Annotated in this window: 15 protein-coding genes and 1 pseudogene; 10 read left to right on the forward strand and 6 right to left on the reverse strand. The window is 74.0% G+C overall.

The window, feature by feature from the left end; genetic code table 11:
- Positions 1-22: 22 nt before the first annotated feature.
- The 3 genes from QSK20_RS10370 to QSK20_RS10380 form a co-directional block, all read right to left on the reverse strand.
- Positions 23-1,612 carry an MDR family MFS transporter gene (locus QSK20_RS10370; protein ID WP_285788377.1) on the reverse strand — a complete coding sequence of 530 codons (1,590 nt, stop codon included), beginning with the start codon at positions 1,610-1,612 and terminating at the stop codon, positions 23-25.
- Between the two features lie 67 nt (positions 1,613-1,679).
- Positions 1,680-2,291 (reverse strand): acyl-CoA-like ligand-binding transcription factor, encoded by a 612-nt coding sequence (locus tag QSK20_RS10375; protein ID WP_285788378.1) that lies wholly within the window; start codon positions 2,289-2,291, stop codon positions 1,680-1,682.
- Positions 2,292-2,378: 87 nt separating this feature from the next.
- On the reverse strand, positions 2,379-3,206 hold the full coding sequence (locus QSK20_RS10380; protein ID WP_285788379.1) for an SAM-dependent methyltransferase: 828 nt from the start codon (positions 3,204-3,206) through the stop codon (positions 2,379-2,381).
- 211 nt (positions 3,207-3,417) lie between these two features.
- On the opposite strand from QSK20_RS10380, the gene QSK20_RS10385 reads away from it, so the two are divergent.
- From QSK20_RS10385 to QSK20_RS10400, 4 genes are read left to right on the forward strand one after another with little or no spacing between them, the layout of a single operon-like run.
- The gene (locus tag QSK20_RS10385; RefSeq protein ID WP_285788380.1) at positions 3,418-6,300 is read left to right on the forward strand and encodes a DUF5691 domain-containing protein; all 2,883 of its coding nucleotides are present in this window, start codon (positions 3,418-3,420) and stop codon (positions 6,298-6,300) included.
- Positions 6,297-7,358 carry an ATP-binding protein gene (locus QSK20_RS10390; RefSeq protein WP_285788381.1) on the forward strand — a complete coding sequence of 354 codons (1,062 nt, stop codon included), beginning with the start codon at positions 6,297-6,299 and terminating at the stop codon, positions 7,356-7,358. The genes QSK20_RS10385 and QSK20_RS10390 overlap by 4 nt, the downstream gene beginning before the upstream one ends.
- The gene (locus tag QSK20_RS10395; RefSeq protein WP_285788382.1) at positions 7,351-9,609 is read left to right on the forward strand and encodes a DUF5682 family protein; all 2,259 of its coding nucleotides are present in this window, start codon (positions 7,351-7,353) and stop codon (positions 9,607-9,609) included. Before QSK20_RS10390 ends, QSK20_RS10395 begins: the two co-directional genes overlap by 8 nt.
- Positions 9,606-10,823: a VWA domain-containing protein gene (locus QSK20_RS10400; protein ID WP_285788383.1), complete on the forward strand. Its 1,218-nt coding sequence runs from the start codon at positions 9,606-9,608 to the stop codon at positions 10,821-10,823. Before QSK20_RS10395 ends, QSK20_RS10400 begins: the two co-directional genes overlap by 4 nt.
- Before the next feature lie 354 nt (positions 10,824-11,177).
- On the opposite strand, the pseudogene QSK20_RS32100 reads toward QSK20_RS10400, so the two are convergent.
- Together QSK20_RS32100 and QSK20_RS10410 are read right to left on the reverse strand one after the other, a co-directional pair.
- Positions 11,178-11,810 (reverse strand): annotated as a pseudogene (locus QSK20_RS32100) (tryptophan 2,3-dioxygenase family protein); the annotation flags it as partial.
- A 1,486-nt stretch (positions 11,811-13,296) separates the two neighbouring features.
- Positions 13,297-13,710 carry a type II toxin-antitoxin system Phd/YefM family antitoxin gene (locus QSK20_RS10410; RefSeq protein WP_285788384.1) on the reverse strand — a complete coding sequence of 138 codons (414 nt, stop codon included), beginning with the start codon at positions 13,708-13,710 and terminating at the stop codon, positions 13,297-13,299.
- 118 nt (positions 13,711-13,828) lie between these two features.
- Here QSK20_RS10410 and QSK20_RS10415 point away from each other — a divergent pair, with 118 nt between their 5' ends.
- Positions 13,829-15,403 carry an FMN-binding glutamate synthase family protein gene (locus tag QSK20_RS10415; protein WP_285788385.1) on the forward strand — a complete coding sequence of 525 codons (1,575 nt, stop codon included), beginning with the start codon at positions 13,829-13,831 and terminating at the stop codon, positions 15,401-15,403.
- A gap of 63 nt (positions 15,404-15,466) precedes the next feature.
- On the opposite strand, the gene QSK20_RS10420 is transcribed toward QSK20_RS10415, so the two are convergent.
- The gene (locus tag QSK20_RS10420; protein WP_285788386.1) at positions 15,467-16,897 is read right to left on the reverse strand and encodes a M28 family peptidase; all 1,431 of its coding nucleotides are present in this window, start codon (positions 16,895-16,897) and stop codon (positions 15,467-15,469) included.
- A 168-nt stretch (positions 16,898-17,065) separates the two neighbouring features.
- On the opposite strand from QSK20_RS10420, the gene QSK20_RS10425 reads away from it, so the two are divergent.
- The 5 genes from QSK20_RS10425 to recD2 all read left to right on the forward strand — a co-directional run bounded on the left by QSK20_RS10425 (position 17,066) and on the right by recD2 (position 22,605).
- Positions 17,066-17,893 carry an MEDS and STAS domain-containing protein gene (locus tag QSK20_RS10425; RefSeq protein WP_285788387.1) on the forward strand — a complete coding sequence of 276 codons (828 nt, stop codon included), beginning with the start codon at positions 17,066-17,068 and terminating at the stop codon, positions 17,891-17,893.
- Positions 17,890-18,852 (forward strand): anti-sigma factor RsbA family regulatory protein, encoded by a 963-nt coding sequence (locus QSK20_RS10430; RefSeq protein ID WP_285788388.1) that lies wholly within the window; start codon positions 17,890-17,892, stop codon positions 18,850-18,852. The genes QSK20_RS10425 and QSK20_RS10430 overlap by 4 nt, the downstream gene beginning before the upstream one ends.
- Positions 18,853-18,916: 64 nt before the next feature.
- Positions 18,917-19,801 carry an ABC transporter substrate-binding protein gene (locus QSK20_RS10435; RefSeq protein WP_285788389.1) on the forward strand — a complete coding sequence of 295 codons (885 nt, stop codon included), beginning with the start codon at positions 18,917-18,919 and terminating at the stop codon, positions 19,799-19,801.
- Positions 19,802-19,883: 82 nt separating this feature from the next.
- Positions 19,884-20,306 (forward strand): hypothetical protein, encoded by a 423-nt coding sequence (locus QSK20_RS10440; protein ID WP_285788390.1) that lies wholly within the window; start codon positions 19,884-19,886, stop codon positions 20,304-20,306.
- A gap of 67 nt (positions 20,307-20,373) precedes the next feature.
- Complete coding sequence (gene recD2, locus QSK20_RS10445; protein WP_285788391.1) at positions 20,374-22,605, forward strand: SF1B family DNA helicase RecD2; 2,232 nt, start codon at positions 20,374-20,376, stop codon at positions 22,603-22,605.
- Positions 22,606-22,610 lie beyond the last annotated feature (5 nt).

The following is a 22,610-nucleotide window of genomic DNA, read 5'->3' on the forward strand; positions in this document are numbered from 1 at the left end:
ACGCTCCGGGGCGGGTTGCCGGTCAGTGCATCGGGGCGATGCCCGCCGCTTCCTCCTTGGCGCGGCGCTCGTCGCCGCTGAGGTTGTGCAGCGGCTTCTCCTTGATGAACAACACGGCGACCAGCGCGAGCAGCGCGATCGGCGCGCCGATCAGGAACAGCTCGGCGGTGGCGGTGCCGTAGACCTCCTGCACGATCTGACGGACCGGGCCCGGGAGCGCGGACATGTCCGGCACCTCGTGCGTGGATCCGCTGGCGCCACCGGCGGCGAGCGGGCCGAGCTTCTCGGTCATCAGCGTGGTGATCCGGTTGGCCAGGACGGCGCCGAGGGCACTCACCCCGATCGCCCCACCCATGCTGCGGAAGAAGGTCAGCGCGGAGGTGGCGGCACCCAGTTCGTGCGCGGGTACGTCGTTCTGGGCGGCCAGCACCAGGTTCTGCATGAGCATGCCGACGCCGACGCCGAGCACCGCCATGTAGACCGACAGCAACAGGATGTTGGTGTGCGCGTCGATGGTGCCGAGCAGCAGCATGCCGAGGGTCATCGTGACGCCGCCGCCGACCAGGAAGCCCTTCCACCGGCCGTACTTCGTGATGAGCTGCCCGGCCACCGTCGACGACACCAGCAGACCGAAGATCATCGGCAGGCTCATCAGACCGGCGACCGTGGGCGACTTGCCCAGCGAGATCTGGAAGTACTGCGACAGGAAGACCGTGCCGCCGAACATCGCGACACCGACCAGAACGCTCGCCAGGGTCGTCAGCGAGACGGTCCGGTTGCGGAAGAGGTCCAGCGGGATGATCGGCTCGGACGCGCGGGACTCCACGAAGACCGCCGCCGCGAGCAACGCGAGCCCGCCGACGACCATCAGCGCGCTCCAGCCGGAGGCCCAGGCGAACTTCTGCCCGGCGAGCGAGGACCAGACCAGCAGGGTGGAGACGCCGGTGGTGATCAGGAACGCGCCGGCCCAGTCGATCCGGACCTCACGCCGGACGACCGGCAGGTGCAGCGTCCGCTGGAGCAGGACGATCGACAGGATGCTGAACGGCACACCGATCAGGAAGCACCAGCGCCAACCGAGCCAGGAGGTGTCCACCAGCACGCCACCGATCAGCGGACCGGCGATGGTGCCCACGCCGAAGACCGCGCCGAAGATGCCGGCGTAGCGACCCATCTCCCGGGGCGGGATCATCGCGGCCATCACGATGGTGGCCAGCGCGGTCATACCGCCGGCGCCGATGCCCTGGATGACGCGGCTGACCAGCAGGATCTCCACGTTCGGGGTGAGGCCGGCGACCAGCGAGCCCGCCACGAACAGCCCCAGCGAGAGCTGGATCAGCAGCTTACGGCTGTACAGGTCGGCCATCTTGCCCCACAGCGGCACGGTGGCCGTCATGGCGAGCAGTTCGGTGGTGACGATCCAGGTGTAGACCGTCTGGCTGCCGTGCAGATCCGCGATGATCCTGGGCAGCGCGTTGGCCACGACCGTGGAGGCGAGGATCGACACGAAAAGGCCGACCATCAGACCGGAGAGGGCCTGGAGCACCTCGCGACGGGACATACGCCCGGCGACGGCGTCGGCGACACCGGCTGGCGGGGCGGAAGCCTTCATGGAGTATTCCTCACTCTGGTTGTGGGAGAGTCTCCCCGGGTCGGACAACGCCGGGGGCGGCGATGGGTCACGGGCGGTGCGGGGGTTCCGGAAGGCCGCCGGCGAGCGCGGCGAACGCCTCGTCGACGAGGGCGGTGAGAGGACGGGCGCCGTCGCCGCGGGCCCACTGGCCCAGGCAGGTCCGCAGGGCGGCGCCGCTGACGGCGGCGACGAGCGCCGGGTAGTCGTGGTCCTCGGGGAGGCCGAGCCGGGCGGCGACCGCCGCGGTGATCGTGCGCTCGTTCCGCACCCCGATGGTGACCAGGCGGGCCAGCAGGGCCGGGTTCTGCTCGACGACCCGCATGCGCAGGCACCACAGGTCCCGGTCGGCCTGGACGTCCTCGACCAGTTCGGCGAAGGCGGTCCGCAGGGTCGCCACCGCCGGAACCTCGGCGGGGACGGCGGCCAGCCGCGCCACGAGCCGCTCCTCGTCGACCACGGCGTCGCCGATGACCGCCTCGTGCTTGCAGGTGAAGTAGTTGAAGAAGGTGCGCGGCGAGACGCCGGCCGCCTCGCTGATCTCGTCCACGGTGACGTGGTCGAGCCCGTGCTCGGCGACCATGCGCAGCGCGGTCATGCTCAACGTCGCGCGGGTCTGCCGTTTCCGGCGGTCGCGACGCCCCTCCCCCGTGGTGGTCACGGCCAAGACGTTACGAGCAAACTTGCAGAGACTGCAACGTAGTTTCGTGTGACCGGCGTCCCACCGACGGCCCGGGGAGCGGACCGGTCAGGGCTTGCGGGCCACCCCGGCCCAGTAGTAAACCGCCTCGGGGTCGGCCGGCGCCGCCCCGTCGGGCCGCCACGCCGGCACCGGCACGATGCCCGGCTCCACCAGTTCCCACCCGTCGAAGAACCGCGCGACCTCGGCCCGGGTGCGCGGCACCAGGGTCATCCCGTTGCCGGTCGCGGCGGCCACCGCCGCGTCGACCGCCTCCGGGTTGAAGTCCGGCGTGGGGTGGGTGATCACCAGGTAGCTGCCCGACGGCAGCGCGTCGGTGAGCGCACGGACCCGGTCGAGCGGGTCGTCGGCGTCGCCCAGCAGCATCAGGATCGCGATCAGGGTGAGCGCCACCGGCCGGGTCAGGTCGAGCGTGTCACCCCGGGTGACCCCGTCGAGGATGCGCTCCGGGTGGCGCAGGTCGGCGTGGATGTACTCGCTGCGCCCCTCCGGGCTGCTGATCATCAGGGCCCGGGCGTGCGCCAGCACGATCGGGTCGTTGTCGACGTACACCACACGGGTCTCCGGGGCGACGGCCTGGGCGACCTCGTGCAGGTTGGGGCGGGTGGGGATGCCGGTGCCGACGTCGAGGAACTGCCGGATGCCGGCGTGGGTGACCAGGTAGCGGGCCATCCGGTGGACGAAGCGGCGGTTCTCGGCGGCCATCATCCGCAGGGTCGGGATCGCCTCCAGCATCGCCGCGCCGGTGGCCCGGTCGACGGCGAAGTTGTCCTTGCCGCCGAGCCACCAGTCGTAGATCCGGGCGGAGTGCGGCACCGAGGTGTCCACTCCGGACGGCGCGGATCCGGTCCGCGTTTCGGCGTCACTGCGCGACACGGTCGCCTCCCCTGGTCTCGGGTCTGACCTAAGGAGACTAGAGGATGCGTCCCGGGCCGCTCGGCCCCGACCGGGCCTCGGCACCGCCGTCGACGGACCGGTCGGACCGGCCCTCACCTGCGGGTCACGGACCGGTGGCCGTACGCGACGGACCCCGCTGCCGACGGGTGCCGGCGGGGTCCGTGTCGTACGGGTCTCCTACAGTGCGCCGGTGCCTGTTGAACGTTGGTCCACCGCGCAGGTCCTCGCCGTCGCGCCCGACCCCGCCGCCGCCCGCGCCGCCCGCAGTGTCGGCGGCGCCGCCAAGTGGTCGGCGTCCGGCCTGACCGACGAGGTGCTCTGGGGGCTGTGCAAGGGCAGCGGGAAGAACCCGTACCAGGTCTGCGTCGACCTGTCCGGGCCGGCGTACCGCTGCTCCTGCCCGAGCCGCAAGTTCCCCTGCAAACACGCCCTGGGTCTGCTGCTGCTCTGGGCCGAGTCCGGAGCCGGCGACGCCGAGGCGCCGGACTGGGTCGTCGAGTGGCAGGACGGGCGGGCGAAGCGCGCCGCCCGCGCGAACGAACCGCGAACCACCACCCCGGCGGACCCGGCCGCCGCCGCCAAGCGGGTCGAGCAGCGGGCCGACCGGGTGACCGCCGGTCTGGACGAGCTGCGGCGATGGCTCGACGACCAGGTGAACCAGGGGCTCGCCGGGGCGGAACAGGCCGGGGCGGATCCGTTCGAGGCGGTCGCCGCGCGGCTGGTCGACGCGCAGGCCCCGACGTTGGCCGGCACGCTGCGCCGGGTGGGCCGTACGGCCGGCATCGGCGCGCACTGGGCCGACCGCCTCCTCGGCGAACTCGGCCTGATCCGCCTGCTGGTGACCGCCCACGACCGGCTCGACGCGCTCCCGGACGACCTGGCGGCCACCGTCCGGTCCCGGGTCGGTTACCCGGTCGCCACCGACGACGTGCTGGCCACGCCGCCGGTGCGGGACCGCTGGCAGGTCCTCGGGCAGGTCGACTCCGCCGACGACAAGATCACCACCCGTCGGATCTGGCTGCGCGGCACGGACAGCGCGCGGTTCGCGCTGGTGCTGGCGTTCGCCGCGCCCGGCCAGACCTTCCCCGCCGACCTGGTGCCGGGCACCGAGGTCGACGCGGACCTGTGCTTCTACCCGGGCTCCCCGCCGTTGCGGGCGCTGGTCGCCACCCGGCACGGCGCCCCGGTGCCGCTGGCCGCCCCGACCGGTGCCGTCGACGTCCGCACCGCCCTCGCCGCGTACTCGGCCGGGCTCGCCGCCGACCCCTGGCGGGAGTCGGTGCCGGTGCTGCTCGCCGGGGTCGTCCCCACCCGGGAGGGCCGTCTGGTCGACGAGGCCGGCGAGGCGTTGCCCCTGGCCCCCGGGCACGACCAGCCGTGGTGGCTGCTCGCCGGAGCCGGTGGCCAGCCCGTCGACCTCGCCGCCGAACTCGGCCCGGCCGGACTGCGGCCGCTGGCCGCCTGGTCGCAGGGGTGCTTCCTGCCCGCCACGGCGGGCTCGCCGGTCGGCCCGGACGGGCACACCGCCGAACTCCCCACCGAACTGCTCTCCGCCGCGCTGGTCGGCACGGCCCGCCGGCCGTGGGACGGCGCGGTGGCGGTGGCCGGACGGCCACTCGGCGCGGGCGGGGAGGGCCCGGCCGGCGTGCTGGAGGCCGCCGCGGTGGCCCTGACCTACCGGCGGGCCGGCACGACCCCGTCGGCCGGACGCGGCCGGGTGCCCGCCGCGCCCGCCGAGTCGACGCCGCCCCTGCCCGCCGCCTCCGCCGTGCGGCTACGCACGCTGCTCACCGACGGCGGCGCGCCCGGCGGCAGCCAGATCCAGCAGGAACTGCTCGCCGAGTGGCTGCGCCTGGCCGACCGGCACGGCGGGCTGGTGCCGACCGACACACTGCCGGCCCTGCTGGACGTCGGGCGACGGCACCGGGCGCTGCGCCCCGTGCTGAGTCGGCTCGGTGGCCGCCGGGGCCGGTGGCTGGCCGGTCTCCGCTCGGAGTGGGGCTACCTGTTCGACGAGGCCCTCGACCTGACCGCCCCGGCCGGGCAGGGCGGCGGGGACGACTGGGAGACCGGCGCCACCGGTGAGCGGCTGGCGTACCTGACCCGGCTGCGCGCCCGTGACCCGCAGGCCGGCCGCGAGCTGCTGGCGGCCGGTTTCGCCGCCGAGAGCGCCCCCGACCGGGCCCGCTTCGTCGAGGCGCTCGAGGTCGGTCTCTCCCCCGCCGACGACACCTTCCTCGAGGGCGTGCTGGACGACCGACGCAAGGAGGTCCGGCAGGCCGCCATCGCGTTGCTGCGCCAGCTGCCCGAGTCCGGGCTACGCCGCCGGATGACCGAACGGGCCATCACCAGCGTGGGCCTGGACGCGTCCGGCACGACGTTGACGGTCGACCCGCCGCGCGGGTGTGACCCGGCGATGCGGCGGGACGGGGTCGACCCGCAGCCGCCCCGGGGGACGGGCGCGGCGGCGTGGCTGCTGGAGGAGGTGCTCGCCGGCACGCCCCTGGCCACCTGGACCTCCGCGTTCGCCCGGACGCCGGCCGAGGTGGTGGCGCTGGCCGCCGCCGACGACTGGGGCCCGGCGCTGCGCCGGGGCTGGGCCCGGGCCGCCGTCGAGGAACGGGCCGGCGACTGGGCCGACGCCCTGGTCGCCGGCGCCCGCCCCACCGGTCGGCAGAGCCGGAACGCGCTGCCGGAGACGCTGCTGTGGCAGCTCTACGAGGTGCTGCCCGCCGACCGGCTCGGCACCATGGTCGCCGACGCCCTGCGCACCGACCCGGGCCGGGCCAACCGCCTGCTGGGCATGCTCTCCCAGGACTGGTCCCCCGAGCTCTCCGGCGCGGTGGCCGACGCCATCGGGGTCTGGGCCCGCACTGAGGGCCGGAACAGCTGGTATCTGGCCGAGGTCTGCCGGATCGCCGGCACCTCCGCCACGCCCGGCCTGTCCGAACGGTTCCACCGCCTCACCGACGAGCTCGCCGGCGAGGGCGTCGACCCGAGCCGGGTCCGCGCCGTCGGGCAACTGGCCGCCGTCCTCGCCTTCCGTACCGAGATGCACAAGGAGTTCGCATGACCGCGCTGCGTCCGCACGCCGAGCAGCAGTACGCCGACGAGCTGGCCGAGCTGGCCGCCACCGACGACCGGCCCCGCCCGCCGGGCTGGCGGCTCTCGCCGCAGGCGGTGGTGACCTACCTGCTCGGCGACGGCGCCAAGATCACCCCGAAGTACGTCGGGCCGCGCCGGCTGATGGAGATCGCGGTGGCGACGCTGGCCACCGACCGGGCGCTGCTGCTGCTCGGCGTGCCCGGCACCGCGAAGACCTGGGTCTCCGAGCACCTGGCGGCGGCGATCAGCGGCGACTCCACGCTGCTGGTGCAGGGCACCGCGGGCACCGCCGAGGAGGCCATCCGGTACGGCTGGAACTACGCCCGGCTGCTCTCCGAGGGCCCGTCGCCGGCCGCCCTGGTGCCCAGCCCGGTGATGCGGGCGATGGAGACCGGCGCGATCGCCCGGGTCGAGGAGCTGACCCGGGTCCCGTCCGACGTGCAGGACACCCTCATCACCATCCTGTCCGAGAAGACCCTGCCGGTGCCGGAACTGACCAGCGAGGTGCAGGCCCAGCGCGGCTTCAACATCATCGCCACCGCCAACGACCGGGACCGGGGCGTCAACGAGCTCTCCAGCGCGCTGCGCCGCCGGTTCAACACGGTGGTGCTGCCGGTGCCCGCCTCCGCCGAGGAGGAGGTCGACATCGTCACCCGGCGGGTGGCGCAGCTCGGCCGCTCGCTCGACCTGCCGGAGGTGCCGGCCGCCGTCGAGGAGATCCGCCGGGTCGTGACGATCTTCCGGGAGCTGCGGACCGGCCTCACCGAGGACGGCCGTACCAAGCTGAAGTCCCCCACCGGCACCCTCTCCACCGCCGAGGCGATCTCGGTGCTCACCAACGGGATGGCCCTGGCCGCGCACTTCGGCGACGGCGTGCTGCGGCCGGGCGACGTCGCGGCCGGCATCGTCGGCGCGGTGATCAAGGACCCGGTCTCCGACGCGGTGGTGTGGCGGGAGTACCTGGAGACCGTGGTCCGCGAGCGTGCGGACTGGCGTCCCTTCTACCGCGCCGCCCGCGATGCCTGAGCAGCTCTACGGCATCCGCCACCACGGTCCGGGGTCGGCCCGGGCGGTGGTGGCGGCCCTGGCCGAGCAACGCCCCGACATCCTGCTGGTGGAGGGTCCACCGGAGGCGGACGAGCTGCTGCGCTGGATGGCCGACGAGCGGCTGGAGCCGCCGGTCGCCCTGCTCGGGTACGCCACCGACGACCCGCGCCGGGCCGGGTTCTGGCCGTTCGCGGTCTTCTCGCCGGAGTGGCAGGCGATCCGGTGGGCGGTCGCGCACGACGTTCCGGTGCGCTTCTTCGACCTGCCGTACGCCTACCGTCTCGCCGAGTCGGACGACGACCCGTCGCCGGAGAACGGGGACCGCCCGGACGCGGGAAGCGGGGACCGTCCCGAGGCGGCGGCCGGACCGGAGGCCGGGGCGGGCACCGACGACCCGCTGCCCCGCCGTCCGGTCGACCCGATCGGGGAACTCGCCGCCGCGGCCGGGTACGACGACCCGGAACGCTGGTGGGAGGACGTGGTCGAGCACCGGGGCGCGCCGGCGTTCCCGGCGATCGCCGAGGCGATGGCCGCGATCCGCGACGGCGTGCCGGACGACCCCGACGACCTGCTCCGCGAGGCGCACATGCGCACCGTGCTGCGGCAGGTGCGGCGCAGCCACGACAACATCGCCGTGGTCTGCGGCGCCTGGCACGTGCCCGCGCTGACCCGGAAGGTGCCGGCCAGCGCCGACACCGCCCTGCTCAAGGGACGCCGGAAGACGAAGGTCACCTTCACCTGGGTGCCCTGGACGTACGGGCGGCTGGCGTCCTGGCAGGGCTACGCGGCGGGGGTCCGCTCCCCCGGCTGGTACCACCACCTGTTCACCTCCGAGAACGAGGTGGTCGCCCGGTGGCTGGTCGCCGCCGCCGGGGTGCTCCGCGACGAGGGGGTGCCCGCCTCCTCCGCGCACGTCATCGAGGCGGCCCGGCTGGCCGAGACGCTGGCCACGCTGCGCGGACGACCACTGGCCGGGCTCACCGAACTGACCGACGCCAGCGCGGCGGTGCTCTGCGAGGGCGACCCGCTGCGGCTGGAGCTGATCGGCCGGCGGCTGGTGGTGGGTGAGCGGCTCGGCGGCGTACCGGACGACATGCCGGCGGTGCCGCTGGCCCGTGACCTGGCCACCCAGCAGCGCAGCCTGCGGCTCAAGCCGGAGGCGCTGGAACGCCCGCTGGACCTGGACCTGCGCCGCGACAACGACCTGGCCCGGAGCCGGCTGCTGCACCGCCTGCGGGTGCTCGGCGTGCCGTGGGGCGAGTCGGACCGGCGACGGCGGGGCACCGGCACGTTCCGGGAGCAGTGGCGGCTGCGCTGGCAGCCGGAGTTCGCGGTACGGCTGGTCGAGGCGAGCGCGCACGGCACCACCGTGGTGTCCGCCGCCACCGCCGCGGTGGCCGCCACCGCCCGGGCCGCCGACAACCTCGCCGAGGTCACCGCGCTGGTCGAGGTCTGCCTGCTCGCCGACCTTCCCGACGCCTACCCCCCGGTCCTGCGGGCGTTGGACACCCGGGCCGCCCTGGACACCGACGTGGCGCACCTGATGGCGGCCATCCCGCCGCTGGTCCGCACGCTGCGCTACGGCGACGTCCGGCGCAGCGAACTCGGCGGGCTGGCCGAGGTGACCACCGGGCTGCTCGCCCGGGTCCGCGCCGGCCTGCCCGCCGCGGTCGTCGGCCTGGCCGACCAGGCGGCCCGGGACCTGCGCGGGCACCTGGACGAGGTGCACGCCGCGGTCAACCTCCTCGACGAGGACGCGCGGGAGCCGTGGCTGGACACGCTCGCCTCACTCGCCGACCGGGACGACCTGCACGGCCTGCTCGCCGGCCGGCTGGTCCGGCTGCTGCACGACGCGGGCCGGCTGGAACGCGCCGAGGTGCGCCGACGGATGGGCCTGCCGTTGACCGCCGGGGTCTCCCCGGCCGACGGGGCCGCCTGGGTGGAGGGGTTCCTCGGTGGCGGCGGGCTCCTGCTGGTGCACGACGACGCGTTGCTGTCCCTGGTGGACGAGTGGCTGGCCGGTGTTCCCGCCGACTCGTTCACCGAGGTCCTGCCGCTGCTGCGCCGGACCTTCGGCAGCTTCGCCGCCGGGGAACGCCGGGCCATCGGCGACCGCGTGGCCCACCGTGGCCGGCCGGCGCACCGGGCCCCGGCGGCCGACCTCGACCACGACCGGGCGACGGCGGTCCTGCCCACGCTCGGCATCCTGCTCGGACGGGAGATCTCATGACCGCCTCCACCGACGCCCTCCCGGAGGGTGGCGCGACGTCCCTCCGGGCCGGCGGGGACGCGGACCGGGAGCGGCTACGCCGCTGGCGGATGGTGCTCGGCGGGCCCGCCGAGGACGCCTGCGGCCGTCTCTCCGGCGGTGACGCCGCGATGGACGGGGCGCTGGCCGCCCTCTACGACGGCGACGGCGACGGCACCGGCGGCTCGTCCCGCCGCTCGGCCGGGCTCGGCGGCTCCGCCCCCCGGGTGGCCCGCTGGCTCGGCGACATCCGCCAGTACTTCCCGTCGACCGTGGTGCAGGTGATGCAGGCCGACGCGATCGAGCGGCTCAACCTCACCCGGCTGCTGCTCGAACCGGAGATGCTCGCCGCGGTCGAGCCGGACGTGCACCTGGTCGGCACGCTGCTCTCCCTGAACCGGGTCATGCCGGACCAGACCAAGGAGGCGGCCCGGCAGGTGGTCCGGCGGGTGGTCGAGGAGTTGGAGCAGCGGATCGCGCAGCAGACCAGGGCGGCGGTGACCGGGGCGCTGAACCGGGCCACCCGGATCAACCGCCCCCGGCACGCCGACATCGACTGGGACCGCACCATCCGGGCGAACCTCAAGCACTACCAGCAGGAGCACCGCACGGTGATCCCCGAGCGGTTGGTGGGTTACGGGCGGCGCACCACGGCGGTGCAGCGGGACGTGGTGCTCTGCGTCGACCAGTCCGGCTCGATGGCGGCCTCGGTGGTCTACTCCGGGGTGTTCGCCGCGGTGCTCGCCTCGATGCGGTCGCTGCGGACCTCACTGGTGGTCTTCGACACCGCCGTCGTGGACCTCACCGACCAGCTCAGCGACCCGGTGGAGGTGCTGTTCGGCACGCAACTGGGGGGCGGCACCGACATCAACCGGGCGATCGGCTACAGCCAGCAGCTGATCACCCGTCCCCGGGACAGCATCTTCGTCCTGATCAGCGACCTCTACGAGGGTGGGGTACGGGAGCAGATGCTGCGCCGGGTGGCGGAGATGACCGCCGCCGGGGTCCAGGTGGTCGTCCTGCTGGCGCTCTCCGACGAGGGTGCCCCGGCCTACGACCGGACGAACGCCGCCGCGCTGGCCGCCCTCGGGGTGCCGGCCTTCGCCTGCACGCCGGACGCCTTTCCCGACCTGATGGCCGCCGCCATCGAACGCCGTGACCTGGTGGCCTTCGCCGAGCGGTTCGCCGACCGGTGACCGGGACGGCGGGACGGCCGGTGCGGTGACCGCCGCGTCGACCGGCCCGCCGTCCACCGTACGGAAGACCGGCACCGCCCGGACCGCGGCGAGGTAGGGCGTCCCCTCGGTGTAGCCGGTGCCCGACCGTTCGCCGAGCATCCGCATCGCCAGCCGGTGGTGCGTACGCCGCCAGGTGAGCAGTGCCCCGGCGAAGGCCCGCATCCCGTCGGCGACCTGTGCGCGTCCGGCCGGGTCGAGCAGGCCCCGCTGCACCGCGCCGCGGTACGCCTGGTCGATGGTCGGCTGCCCGGCCAGGACGCGCTGCCGGATCTCCGGCGTGGAGCGGTAGGCCGCGCTGTCCAGCCGTTCCTGGTCGGGCGTGCGACAGAGCGACTCGACCAGTTTGTAGCTGTGCGACTGGATGGCGCTGGCACCCTCGGTGTACGCCCGGAACGTCCGGAACGACTCGGGCTGCATGGTGGCCAGCAGGGAGAACAGCGGCGCCGAGCCGGTCAGCGCCTCGGTGGCCGTGGCAAGGTGCGCGGCGGCGGGCCCGGCGGCGCCGCGGACCAGCGCGTCCCGCGCGGCCCGCAGCAGCACGACGAGCAGGGCGAAGGTGGTCTCGTACGACTGGAGCACCCGGATGAACAGGTACTCGTCGTGGACCACGTACACCGGCAACATGGACAGTCGCAGGTCCCGCCGCTCGGCGGTGGTGGCCTCCACCCCGGCGCAGAACTCGGTGGCGGCGGCCAAGGGGTCGTTCGCGGTGATGGTGGTGAGCGGACTGAGGCGGGTCAGGGCGGGCTGGGCGGCCCGGACCGTCAGCCGCAGCCGCTTGGTCAGCCGTTCGCGGTCGGGGCGCTGCCCGGGCAGCAGGTCGGTGCGGCCCGCCTCGACGTCCAGCTCGAAGCGGAGCAGGTCCGCCAACAGGTGCAGGTACCGCCGGTCGCGGTGGCGTCGGGCCCGGTCCGGGGTGACCTCGCCGGTCCCCTCGATCGCCATCGACAGGACGGGGAGGGCCAGGTAGGAGTGGTAGTCGTACCGTCCGTCCCACTTGTCGAGCGCGCAGTCGAGGAAGCGGCGTAACCGGGTCGCGGCGGGGCGCGGGTCGGGGGGCAGCGCCGCCCGGGCGCGGTCGAGGCAGAGCAGGACGTCCCGGTCGACGAAGTGTTTACCGACCCGCAGATATTCGGTGGTAACCGTCGGATAGGGGAATTCGGCCGGATCGGCCCCGGCGGACAACCAGCATTCCACGTCGCGCACGAACGTCACCTCAGCAGTCGACAGGGATAGTCGGACGGCGGGACCGGAACCCCGACCGGGCGTCTAACGACACGCGGTACCGGCCGCCGTCGCTGGCCGGGTCAGTTTCGACGGGCCGAACAGGCGGCTGTCAACGAATCGGCGGAGACACGATCACCGACCGGAGAAGCGGTCACCGATCAATAGGGCGGGAATGCCTCCCCACCCGTCGGGGATCCCGGCCCGGGTGGCCCGGCCGGGCGGCCGCATTCCTTGCCGGTCAGGAGATCCGGGCACGGCCGGGCACGACTGTGACGGGCGTCGCCGGGCAGCACGGGGACCGAGTGTTTCCTCTTCACAGATCCTACTTTCTGTGACAGGGGACACGTCCCGACCGGGTCGGGGACCGGGCATCCGCAAACCGGAAAAAATCGCGGCACGGAACCCCGGACACCAACGACGAGACAACTTACCGAGCAATAGATCGCCGCGCAAGAACGTCAATCGATTTGTCGATCATTAAGTCCGATATGAATACTTCACCCATGGTCGCCCGGCGATTCGTCCCAATGCACGTCGGGACGATGGGCGAGAAGGCGGCTTCTCCCCGCGCGTCAGCCCTCCCACCCGGGTCGCCGTGTCCGACACCACACCCGGAGACGGGCCGGGCCGTGGCTCGCGGCGGGATGCCGGCACCGAACCCGGCGGCCCAGCGGAGGCGCAGCCGACCGGCTCGCCGGGTGAGTCGCTGTCGATCCGTCCGGCGGACCGGTCTCGCTGGCGAAGCGGTGTGGAGCTGCCCCGTCCACGCGCCAGGCACCCACGCTCTGCCCGTCCATGCACCGCGCGTCCACGCTCCACGCGCCCATGCAGCCACGGGCCCACGCCACCCGTCCATGCACCGCACCTCCATGCGCGCACGCGTCCACGCTCCACGCATCGATGCGCCTGCGGGACCACCCAGGGCGCTGCCGCCGGGCGATAGCGCAGACGGGGCAGCTCCACAGGGCTCGGGACGGCCCCACCGGTCCCACCGGGCCGGACACCTGGCCGGGCCGACCGGCCACGCCCCGGGGACGGACCGGCCACGCCCCGGGCCGACCGGCCACGCCCCGGGTCGGTCAGCACACTCCGCCCGGGGCAGGCTTCGCACGCGCGTCGCGGCAGCCGGCCCGGCCGGCACGACGCCCCGCCGTCCACCCCGGACAGGGTGTACCGCCGGCCGTGTCCCGGGTGGAACGGCTGGTCAGTCGCGGAGGAGGTCGGCGTGCGCGGCGCGCAACCGGGCGAGCGCCGGGTCGCCGCCCGGGGCGGCCCGGCGCTCGAGTTCGGCCCAGGCCTCGGCGAGCGCGTCGGTGACGGCCCGCAGCTCGGCCGCGTGCCGACGGGCACTCTGCCGGTGCGTCTCGTCGAGGCGACGAGCCCAGCCGGCGGTGACCGCGGCGACCCGGTCGGCGTCGGCCCGGGCCTGGGCGGCGTTCCGGGCGGCGGACGCCGGCACGATCGCGGCGATGGGTCGGGGGTCACCGTCGCGGGTGACCAGGGTGACCGTGTCGGTCAGTTCGGCCATCGCGACCAGCTGGGTCAGCCGGGTACGGACCTCGCGCAGCGGCAGTGAGCGGGGCCGGTCGTGGCCATGTGCCAGAGCGGGAACAGCCATGGGGACATGCTGCAACCGGGGTATGACATTTAACGCGGTGACTTCCTCCGGCACCGGGACGACGGTACGGAATCAGCCTGCCGTTTGAGCGTGACCGATCGCGGAAAGACTGACCGGCATGACCTGGGCACGTCGAGCCGTACCCGCCGCTGCCGCAGCGGTGGCGGCCCTCGCCGCACACGACCTCCTCCAACGCCGCCACGCCCTGCTGCGCAACTTCCCGGTGCTGGGCCGTGCCCGGTACCTGCTCGAATCGATCGGGCCGGAACTGCGCCAGTACATCGTGGCGGGCAACAACGAGGAACGGCCCTTCACCCGCGACCAGCGTCGCTGGGTGTACGCGTCGGCGAAGATGCAGAACAACTACTTCGGTTTCGGCACCGACAACGACATCGAGTACACCCCCGGATATCCGATCATCAAGCACCGGACCTTCGGCCGGGCCGTGCCACCGTCGTCCCCGGCAGCCGGACACGACGTGTGGTTGCCGTGCGCGAAGGTGCTCGGCGCGGCCCGGGGACGGCCGAAGGCGTTCCGGCCCGATTCGGTGGTGAACATTTCCGGGATGAGCTTCGGCTCGCTCTCCGGCAACGCCGTCGAGGCGCTGAACCGGGGGGCGGCGCTGGCCGGCTGCCTCCAGAACGCCGGCGAGGGTGGGCTGTCGCCGTACCACCGCCGGGGCGGGGAGTTGGTCTTCCAGATCGGCACCGCCTACTTCGGCTGCCGGGACGAGCACGGGCGGTTCAGCCTGGACCGCCTCCGGGACGTGGTGGCGGGCGCACCGGTGCGGGCGCTGGAGATCAAGCTCAGCCAGGGCGCGAAGCCGAGCCTCGGCGGGCTGCTGCCGGGTGCGAAGGTGTCGGCGGAGATCGCCGAGACCCGGGGGATCCTCCAGGGTCGGGACTGCGTCAGCCCCTCCCGGCACGCCGAGTTCTCCGACTGCGACAGCCTGCTCGACTGGGTCGAGTTGCTCGCCGCCGAGACCGGCCTGCCGGTGGGGATCAAGTCCGCCGTCGGAGACCTCACCTTCTGGTCGGAGTTGGCCGACCTGATGCGGGACACCGGACGGGGCGTCGACTTCGTCACCGTCGACGGCGGGGAGGCCGGGACCGGGGCCGCGCCCCTGATCTTCACCGACTCGGTGTCGCTCCCGTTCCAGCAGGGCTTCGCCCGGGTCTACCGGACGTTCGCCGAGCGCGGCCTGCACGAGCAGGTCGTCTTCGCCGGGGCCGGGAAGCTGGGACTGCCGGACAACGCCATCGTGGCCTTCGCGCTCGGCTGCGACATGGTCAACGTCGGGCGGGAGGCGATGCTGGCGATCGGCTGCATCCAGGCCCAGAAGTGCCACACCGACACCTGCCCGACCGGTGTCGCCACCCAGAACCGCTGGCTGGCGCGGGGCCTGGATCCCGCGCTCAAGTCCGTCCGGGCGGCGAACTACGTCCGGACGCTGCGCCGGGACCTGATGAAGGTGGCCGAGGCGTGCGGGGTCGAGCATCCGGGGCTGATCGCCACCGACGCGGTGGAGATGCTCGACGGCCGCACCGCCTCCACCCCGCTGGCCGAGGTCCACGGCTACCGGCCGGAGTGGGGGCTTCCGTCGGCGGCCGACCGCGCCGAGATCGTCCGGTTGATGACGGCGGAGGTGCCGCAGGGCGGCAGCGCCCCGCCGTCGGCGACCGCGCAGCGCTGACCGGCACGCCAGGGGCACGCGCGGGGAGGTGGTCTCCCGTCGTGACGGCGGGAGACCACCCGCTCAACTGGCCAGCAACGTCACGTCGTCGACGACGAAACTGGTCTGGAGGTTGGCGTCCTCGGTGCCGGTGAAGGTGAGCGTCACCGTCTGCCCGGCGTACGCGGCGAGGTCGAAGGTGCGGGCGACGTAGCCGGCGGCGGCGTTCAGGTTGGAGTACGTGGCCAGGGTGGCCCCGCCGACCTGCACGGTGAGCCGGTCGTAGACCCGGGTGCCGGTGGTCTCGGCGGTGTCGACGTGCAGGTGGAAGGTGAGGGTGTAGTTCGTGCAGCCGACGGGCAGGGTGACCGACTGGGACAGCGTCTCGGTCCGGGTGGTGCCGTCCCCGTTCAGCCATGCCTTGTACGCCCCGGTCCGCGCCGGTTGCGGGGTCGCGTTGGTGATCACGCCGGTGGAGCCGGTCCACGGCGTGGTGCCGTTCTCGAACGAGCCGTTGCCGACCGTCTCCCCGCCGGCGCAGGGGCCGGGCGTGCCGCCGCCGACCGCGAGCTGCCAGATCGCGTACGCGATCCCGTCGGCGTTGCGGTTCAGCACCGTCGCGCTGACGTTGCTGGTGGTGTCGCAGGAACGGTGGTAGCAGGGGTCGTACGACGCGCCGGACGTGCCGCCCCACTTGGCGGCCTGGGCGCTGGTCTTGCGGGCGCTCGCTCCGGCGGCGTAGCCGGAGGTGGGGATGCCGGCCTGCTGGAACGGGTAGTCGTCGGAGCGGCCCTGCCCCTCGCGGTTCTCCTCCGGCTGGAGCCCGAGCGAGTCCCAGTACGCCTTCAGCGGCGCGGCCGTGGTGGAGGTGATCCGGTTGATGAAGTAGCCGGCGTTGGTGGAGCCGACCATGTCGAAGTTGTAGTAGCCCTTGATGTACCCGCGCTGGGTGGCGCTGAGCGAGTTGACGTAGAACTCCGAGCCGTTGAGGCCCTGCTCCTCGTCGGTCCACCAGGCGAACCGGACCCGCTTGGTCATGGTCGGTCGCTGCTGCGCCAGGACCAGTGCGTTCTCCAGCAGGACCGCCGAGCCGGAGGCGTTGTCGTTGATGCCGGGACCGGCCGACACCCCGTCGAGGTGGGCGCCGAACATGACCACCTGGTCGGTGGGGCCGGCCGGCCACTCGGCGATCAGGTTGTTGGAGCGGTACACACAGCTCGTGCAGACCTGCTCGGTGACGGTGTAGCCGGCCGCCTGGAGCTTGCCCTTGACGTAGGCGACCGAGGCGGTGTAGCCGGCGGACCCGGCCCGGCGGTGGCCGCCGTTCTGCTGGGCGATGGTCTGGAACTGGGTCAGGTGGGCCTGGACGTTGGCCACCGCGATGTCCGGGGCGGCGAGGGGAGCCGGGGCGACCGTCCGCGTCGGCCCGGACGCGGAGGCCGACGGCGTGGTGGGCACCGTCAGCGCGGTCGCGACGGCGAGCGCCACGGCCGCGGTCAGCGTTCTGCCTCTCATGGAGCCTCCTGGGTGGGAATGTGCCCAGACAATGACATCTGTCGATTAGTGGGTCAATCGGCGGTCCGGCCGGGCCCGGTCCCGGTCCGGCGGAGATGCTTCCGGCAGCATCCGCCCGACGGGATGACCCACCGGAACGGCCTAGACTGTCGCCATGGGGTGTCCGGGGTGAACGACGGATCGCGGCAGGCCGCGCACCGCCACGTGTGCTGGCGGTACGACGACCGGGCAGCCCTGCACGACCGGGTCCGGGCCTTCCTCCTGGCGGGCCTCGCCCTCGGAGAGCGGATCTGGTACGTCACGGCGGAGCCGGACCCGGTCGCCGACCGGTTGCGGGAGGAGCCCCTGATCCGGGACGCCCTCCGGCGGGGAGCCGCCCGGATCATCCCGTTGGGCTCGGCCTACGACCACGACCACGTCGTCGACCCCGCCGACCAGGTGCGCGCCTACACCGAGGCGACGGAGGCCGCCCTGGCGGCCGGTCACACCGGGCTGCGGGTGGCCGCCGACGTCACCGCGCTGGTGCGCACCCCGGCGCAGCGGGACGCCTTCGCCCGGTACGAACACCGCATCGACCAGTACATGCGCGTCCGACCGATGTCGGCGATGTGTGCCTACGACCGGCGGCTCCTGGGCGACGGGGCCGTCGCGGAGCTGGCCTGCCTGCACCCGGGCTCCAATGCCGACGACGTGCTCTTCCGGCTCTACGCCGACACACCGGGCGACGGGCGCGCGGCGCTCGCCGGCGAACTGGACGCCTCGAACCACGAGCTGTTCCGCGCCGCGCTGGACCGCGCCGACCCGCGCCCGGCCGACGGCCGGTTGGTGGTGGAGGCGATCGACCTGCGCTTCATCGACCACCGCAACCTGATCCACCTGCGGGACCACGCCCGCGCCCGGGGCGCGGTGGCCGTCCTGCGTGCCTCCCGCTCCGCGGCCACCCGGGTCGCCGAACTGCTCGACCTTCCCGGACTGCACGTGGAGGTGGTCCGGTGAGGACGGGTGCCGCCGCCGGTCACGTCGGCTACTTCCACGAGGCCGTCTGCTACGACTCCGACGAGGGCCTGCTCGCCGTGGTGCTCCCCTTCCTGCTCGGCGGGATCGAGGCGGGCGAGCCGACCCTGGTCGCCCTGGAGGAGGCCCACGCGGCGCTGGTCCGGTCGGCGCTGCCGGCCGACTCGGGAGTGCGGTTCCTCGACGGCGGCGACGTCTACGCCCGTCCGGCGTCGGCGATCCGCGCGTACCGGCAGATGCTGGCCGACCACGTCGCCGCCGGGGCCGGGCAGATCCGGATCGTCGGCGAGGTGCCCGCCGCCGGCCTCGGCTGCACCTGGGACTGGTGGGCCCGGTACGAGTCGGCGATCAACCACGCCTACGACGACTTCCCGCTGTGGAGCATGTGCGCCTACGACCGCCGGGTCGCGCCCGCGCGGGTGCTGTCCGACGTGCTACGGACCCACCCCCGGGTCGCGCTGCCCGACGGCCGGCACCTGACGAGCGAGACGTACACCGATCCGCTGGTCTACCTCACCGAGCCCCGACCGCTGCGGCCCGACCCGATCCAGTACGCCCCGCCGCAGATGGAGCTGACCGGCCCGACGCCGGCGCGGGCCCGCGCGGCGGTGTACGACGCCGACCGTGGCCACCTGCCGACCGACGACGTCGAAAGCCTGGTCGTGGCGGTGAGCGAGACGGTGACCAACGCGCTGCGCCATGGACGGGAGCCGGTGACACTGCGGCTCTGGAGCGGGCCGGACCGCATCGTGGTCAGCGTCCACGACGGCGGCGAGGGTCCGAAGGACCCGTACGCCGGTCTGCTGCCCACGGGCGACGGCGCGACCGGTGGCCTCGGCCTCTGGATCACCCACCAGTCCTGCAACCACGTGGCGATGCACCGGAGTCCGGACGGGTTCACGATCCGCCTGACCGGCGGGAACGCGCACCTCCCCGGTTGAGGCGCACCACCGGAGGACATGACGGGTCTGGAGGCGGCGGCCGGCACCCGGCATGATGACGGTCATGCGCCTGGTCTCCCTGCTCCCGTCGGCCACCGACATCGTCTACGCGCTCGGCCTCGGCGACGACCTGGTCGGGGTGACCTTCGAGTGCGACGTCCCCCCGGCCGACCGGGCCGACAAGCTCGTGGTGGTGGGCGGCCGGGACACCCGGGGGATGAGCCCGGGCGAGATCGACGCGTACGTCCGGTCGCAGCGGGCCGCCGGGGCGGACCTGTACACCCTGCACGCCGACGCGCTGGCCGGGCTGGACCCGGAACTCCTCCTCACCCAGGATCTGTGCCGGGTCTGCGCGCTCCCGGCGGGGCAGCTCACCGAGGCGCTGGAGCATCTGGGCTGCCGCGCCGACGTGCTGTCGCTGGACCCGTACACCCTGGACGAGGTGCTCGGCACGATCCTCGCGGTGGGGCGACGCGCGGGCGTACCCGAACGGGCGGAAGCCCTGGTGGCCGCGCTGCGCGACCGGCTCGCGGCGGTCGCGGCGGCGGTCGCCGGACAGCACCGGCCCCGGGTCGCGGTGGTGGAGTGGGCCGACCCGCCCTTCGCCGCCGGGCACTGGATTCCGGACCTGGTCTCCGCCGCCGGGGGCACGCCGGTGGCCGCCCACCCGGGCGCCCGCTCGGCGCCGACGACCTGGTCGGCGCTGACCGACGCCGCGCCGGAGGTCGTGCTGGTCACGCCGTGCGGCTTCGACCTGGCCGGCGCGACCGGACAGGCGGAGCAGGTCGCCGCCCGGTTCCCCGGCACGGCGGTGTGGGCCGTGGACGCCGACGCCCTCGTGGTGCGCCCCGGGCCCCGGCTGGTGGACGGCGTCGAGGCGATCGCCGCGATCCTGCACCCGGACGCCGTGCCGCCCGCCCCCGCCGGCGCGACCGCCCGGGTGGCGTGAGCTTCCGCACCCACCCGGACGGCCGGCGACGCTGAGCCCGCGTACTCACGCGCCACCGGTCGGCGTCGGGTGAACTGGCCGGATGGAACCCTCGCCCCCGACCCGCCGACGGGCCGGCGCCGTGGCACTGCTGACCGTGCTCTGGTTGCTCGCGGCGCTGGTGCTGCTGGGTTGGACCTTCGCCATCGGCCTGCAGGGCTGGGCCGACCAGCACGGCAGCGGCGGCGCGGACCCGGCGGCGGCCGGCCGACGAGGCAGCCGGGTGCTGCTGGCGCTCTACCTGACGGCCGCCGGTGGTCCGGTCGTGATCGCCGTCGTCGCGTTCGCCGGGCGGTTGGTGCGTACGGGCGCGGTCTACCTGGCCCTGGCGCTCCTCCTCGGCGCGTTCGGGATGCCGTTCGGGGCGGCCGCCGCCCGGGACCTGGTCCCGCCGCCGCCGGTTCCCTCCGGGCCCGGTGGCTGCCAGGAACACAGTGGCGGCGACACGCGCTGCCCGGGCGGCTGATCCCGGCCGGGCACCACGCGCTCCCACACCGCCGCGGTGTCGGACGGGTCTGCCATCATCGTCTGCGATGACCGCCGTACCGCCCACCCCGGCCGCCGCACCCGTGCGGGGCGCGACGCTGGAGGCGGTGCTGGAGCGGATCACCTACGTCAACGAGGAGACCGGCTACACGATCGCCCGGGTCGCCACCGACCGCTCCGGCACCGACCTGCTCACCGTGATCGGAGCCCTGCCCGGCGTGCAACCCGGGGAGCGGCTGCGGATGGTCGGCCGCTGGGGTTCGCACCCGAAGTACGGCCGCCAGTTCGAGGTGCACAGCTGCACCAGCGTGCTGCCCGCCACGGTGCAGGGCATCGAGCGGTACCTCGGCTCGGGCCTGATCAAGGGGATCGGGCCGAAGATGGCCGCCCGGATCGTCGCCGCGTTCGGCGCGCAGACCCTGGACGTCATCGAGAACGAGCCGGGCCGGCTGATCGAGGTGCACGGCCTCGGCCGCAAGCGCACCGCGGCGATCGGCACCGCCTGGCAGGAACAGAAGGCCATCAAGGAGGTGATGGTCTTCCTCCAGGGCGTCGGCGTCTCCACCTCGCACGCCGTGCGGATCTACAAGGAGTACGCCGACAACGCGATCTCGGTGGTGCGCAACGAGCCGTACCGGCTGGCCGCCGACGTGTGGGGCATCGGCTTCAAGACCGCCGACAGCATCGCCCAGGCGGTGGGCATCCCGCACGACAGCCCGCAGCGGGTGCAGGCCGGCATCCGGTACACCCTCTCCGAGGCCGCCGACAACGGGCACTGCTACCTCCCGGAGCCGAACCTGCTCGCCGACGCCGCCGGGATCCTGGGCGTGCCGGCGCCCCTGGTCGGTGAGGCTCTGACCGCGCTCGCGGCCGAGGAGGGGGTGGTCCGGGAGGCGGTGCCGAACCCGAGCGGCGACGGCGGCACCATCCCGGCGGTGTACCTGGTCCCCTTCCACCGGGCCGAGTCGGCGCTCGCGGCGAGCCTGCTCCGGCTGCTGCGCGAGCCCGTCGACCGGATGCCGGCCTTCGCGGGCGTGGACTGGGGCCGGGCGCTGGCCTGGCTGCGCGCCCGGACCGGCGCGGAACTCGCCCCGGAGCAGGAGCAGGCGGTGCGGCTGGCGCTCACCTCGAAGGTCGCCGTGCTCACCGGCGGACCGGGCTGCGGCAAGTCGTTCACCGTCCGGTCGGTGATCGAACTGGCCACCGCGAAGCAGGCGAAGATCGTCCTGGCCGCGCCGACCGGCCGGGCCGCGAAGCGGCTGACCGAGCTGACCGGGCAGCCGGCGACGACGGTGCACCGGCTGCTCCAGCTCCGGCCGGGCGGGGACGCCGCCCACGACCGGGACAACCCGCTCGACGCCGACCTGGTGGTGGTCGACGAGGCGTCCATGCTCGACCTGATCCTGGCCAACAAGCTGGTCAAGGCGGTGCCGCCGGGGGCGCACCTGCTGCTGGTGGGCGACGTCGACCAGTTGCCCTCGGTCGGCGCGGGCGAGGTGCTGCGGGACGTCCTGGCGGCGGACTCCGTCCCCCGGGTCCGGCTGACCCGGATCTTCCGTCAGGCGCAGGAGTCCGGCGTGGTGGTCAACGCGCACCGGATCAACGCGGGCCAGGCCCCGGTGTTCGAGGGGTACGCGGACTTCTTCCTCTTCCCCAGCGACGAGCCGGAGGTCACCGCCGAGCAGGTGGTGGAGATCGTGGCCCGACGCATCCCCCGTCGGTTCGGCCTGCACTCCCGCGACATCCAGGTGCTCACCCCGATGCACCGGGGTCCGGCCGGCGCGGGCAACCTGAACGCCCTGCTGCAACAGGCGCTCGCGCCGCACCGCGAGGGCGCACCGGAGCGACGGCACGGGTCCCGGGTGTTCCGGGTCGGCGACAAGGTCATCCAGATCCGCAACAACTACGAGAAGGGGGCGGCCGGCGTCTTCAACGGCACGGTCGGGATGGTCACCGCGATCGACGTGGACGACCAGACGCTGACCGTCCGCACCGACGAGGACGAGGACGTCGGGTACGACTTCCACGAGCTGGACGAGTTGCAGCACGCGTACGCGATCACCGTGCACCGCTCGCAGGGCAGCGAGTACCCGGCCGTCGTGGTCCCGGTGACCATGGGGTCGTACATGATGTTGCAGCGCAACCTGCTCTACACCGCCGTCACCCGCGCGCGGAAGCTGGTCGTGCTGGCCGGCTCCCGCCGGGCCCTGGCGATCGCCGTACGGACCGCGGGCACCGGCCGCCGGCACACCGCGCTCACCCACCGGATCACCGGCTAGCGGTC

Origin of the sequence: Micromonospora sp. NBRC 101691, assembly GCF_030269285.1 — a bacterium.
Classification (GTDB): domain Bacteria; phylum Actinomycetota; class Actinomycetes; order Mycobacteriales; family Micromonosporaceae; genus Micromonospora; species Micromonospora echinospora.

Bases quoted from the DNA above. Each gene is read 5' to 3' on its own strand.
- QSK20_RS10370 (WP_285788377.1), bottom strand. From the start codon at position 1,612: ATGAAGGCTTCCGCCCCGCCAGCCGGTGTCGCCGACGCCGTCGCCGGG.
- QSK20_RS10440 (WP_285788390.1), top strand. From the start codon at position 19,884: ATGGAACCCTCGCCCCCGACCCGCCGACGGGCCGGCGCCGTGGCACTG.
- QSK20_RS10415 (WP_285788385.1), top strand. From the start codon at position 13,829: ATGACCTGGGCACGTCGAGCCGTACCCGCCGCTGCCGCAGCGGTGGCG.
- QSK20_RS10435 (WP_285788389.1), top strand. From the start codon at position 18,917: ATGCGCCTGGTCTCCCTGCTCCCGTCGGCCACCGACATCGTCTACGCG.
- QSK20_RS10420 (WP_285788386.1), bottom strand. From the start codon at position 16,897: ATGAGAGGCAGAACGCTGACCGCGGCCGTGGCGCTCGCCGTCGCGACC.
- QSK20_RS10395 (WP_285788382.1), top strand. From the start codon at position 7,351: ATGCCTGAGCAGCTCTACGGCATCCGCCACCACGGTCCGGGGTCGGCC.
- QSK20_RS10400 (WP_285788383.1), top strand. From the start codon at position 9,606: ATGACCGCCTCCACCGACGCCCTCCCGGAGGGTGGCGCGACGTCCCTC.
- QSK20_RS10410 (WP_285788384.1), bottom strand. From the start codon at position 13,710: ATGGCTGTTCCCGCTCTGGCACATGGCCACGACCGGCCCCGCTCACTG.
- recD2 (WP_285788391.1), top strand. From the start codon at position 20,374: ATGACCGCCGTACCGCCCACCCCGGCCGCCGCACCCGTGCGGGGCGCG.
- QSK20_RS10390 (WP_285788381.1), top strand. From the start codon at position 6,297: ATGACCGCGCTGCGTCCGCACGCCGAGCAGCAGTACGCCGACGAGCTG.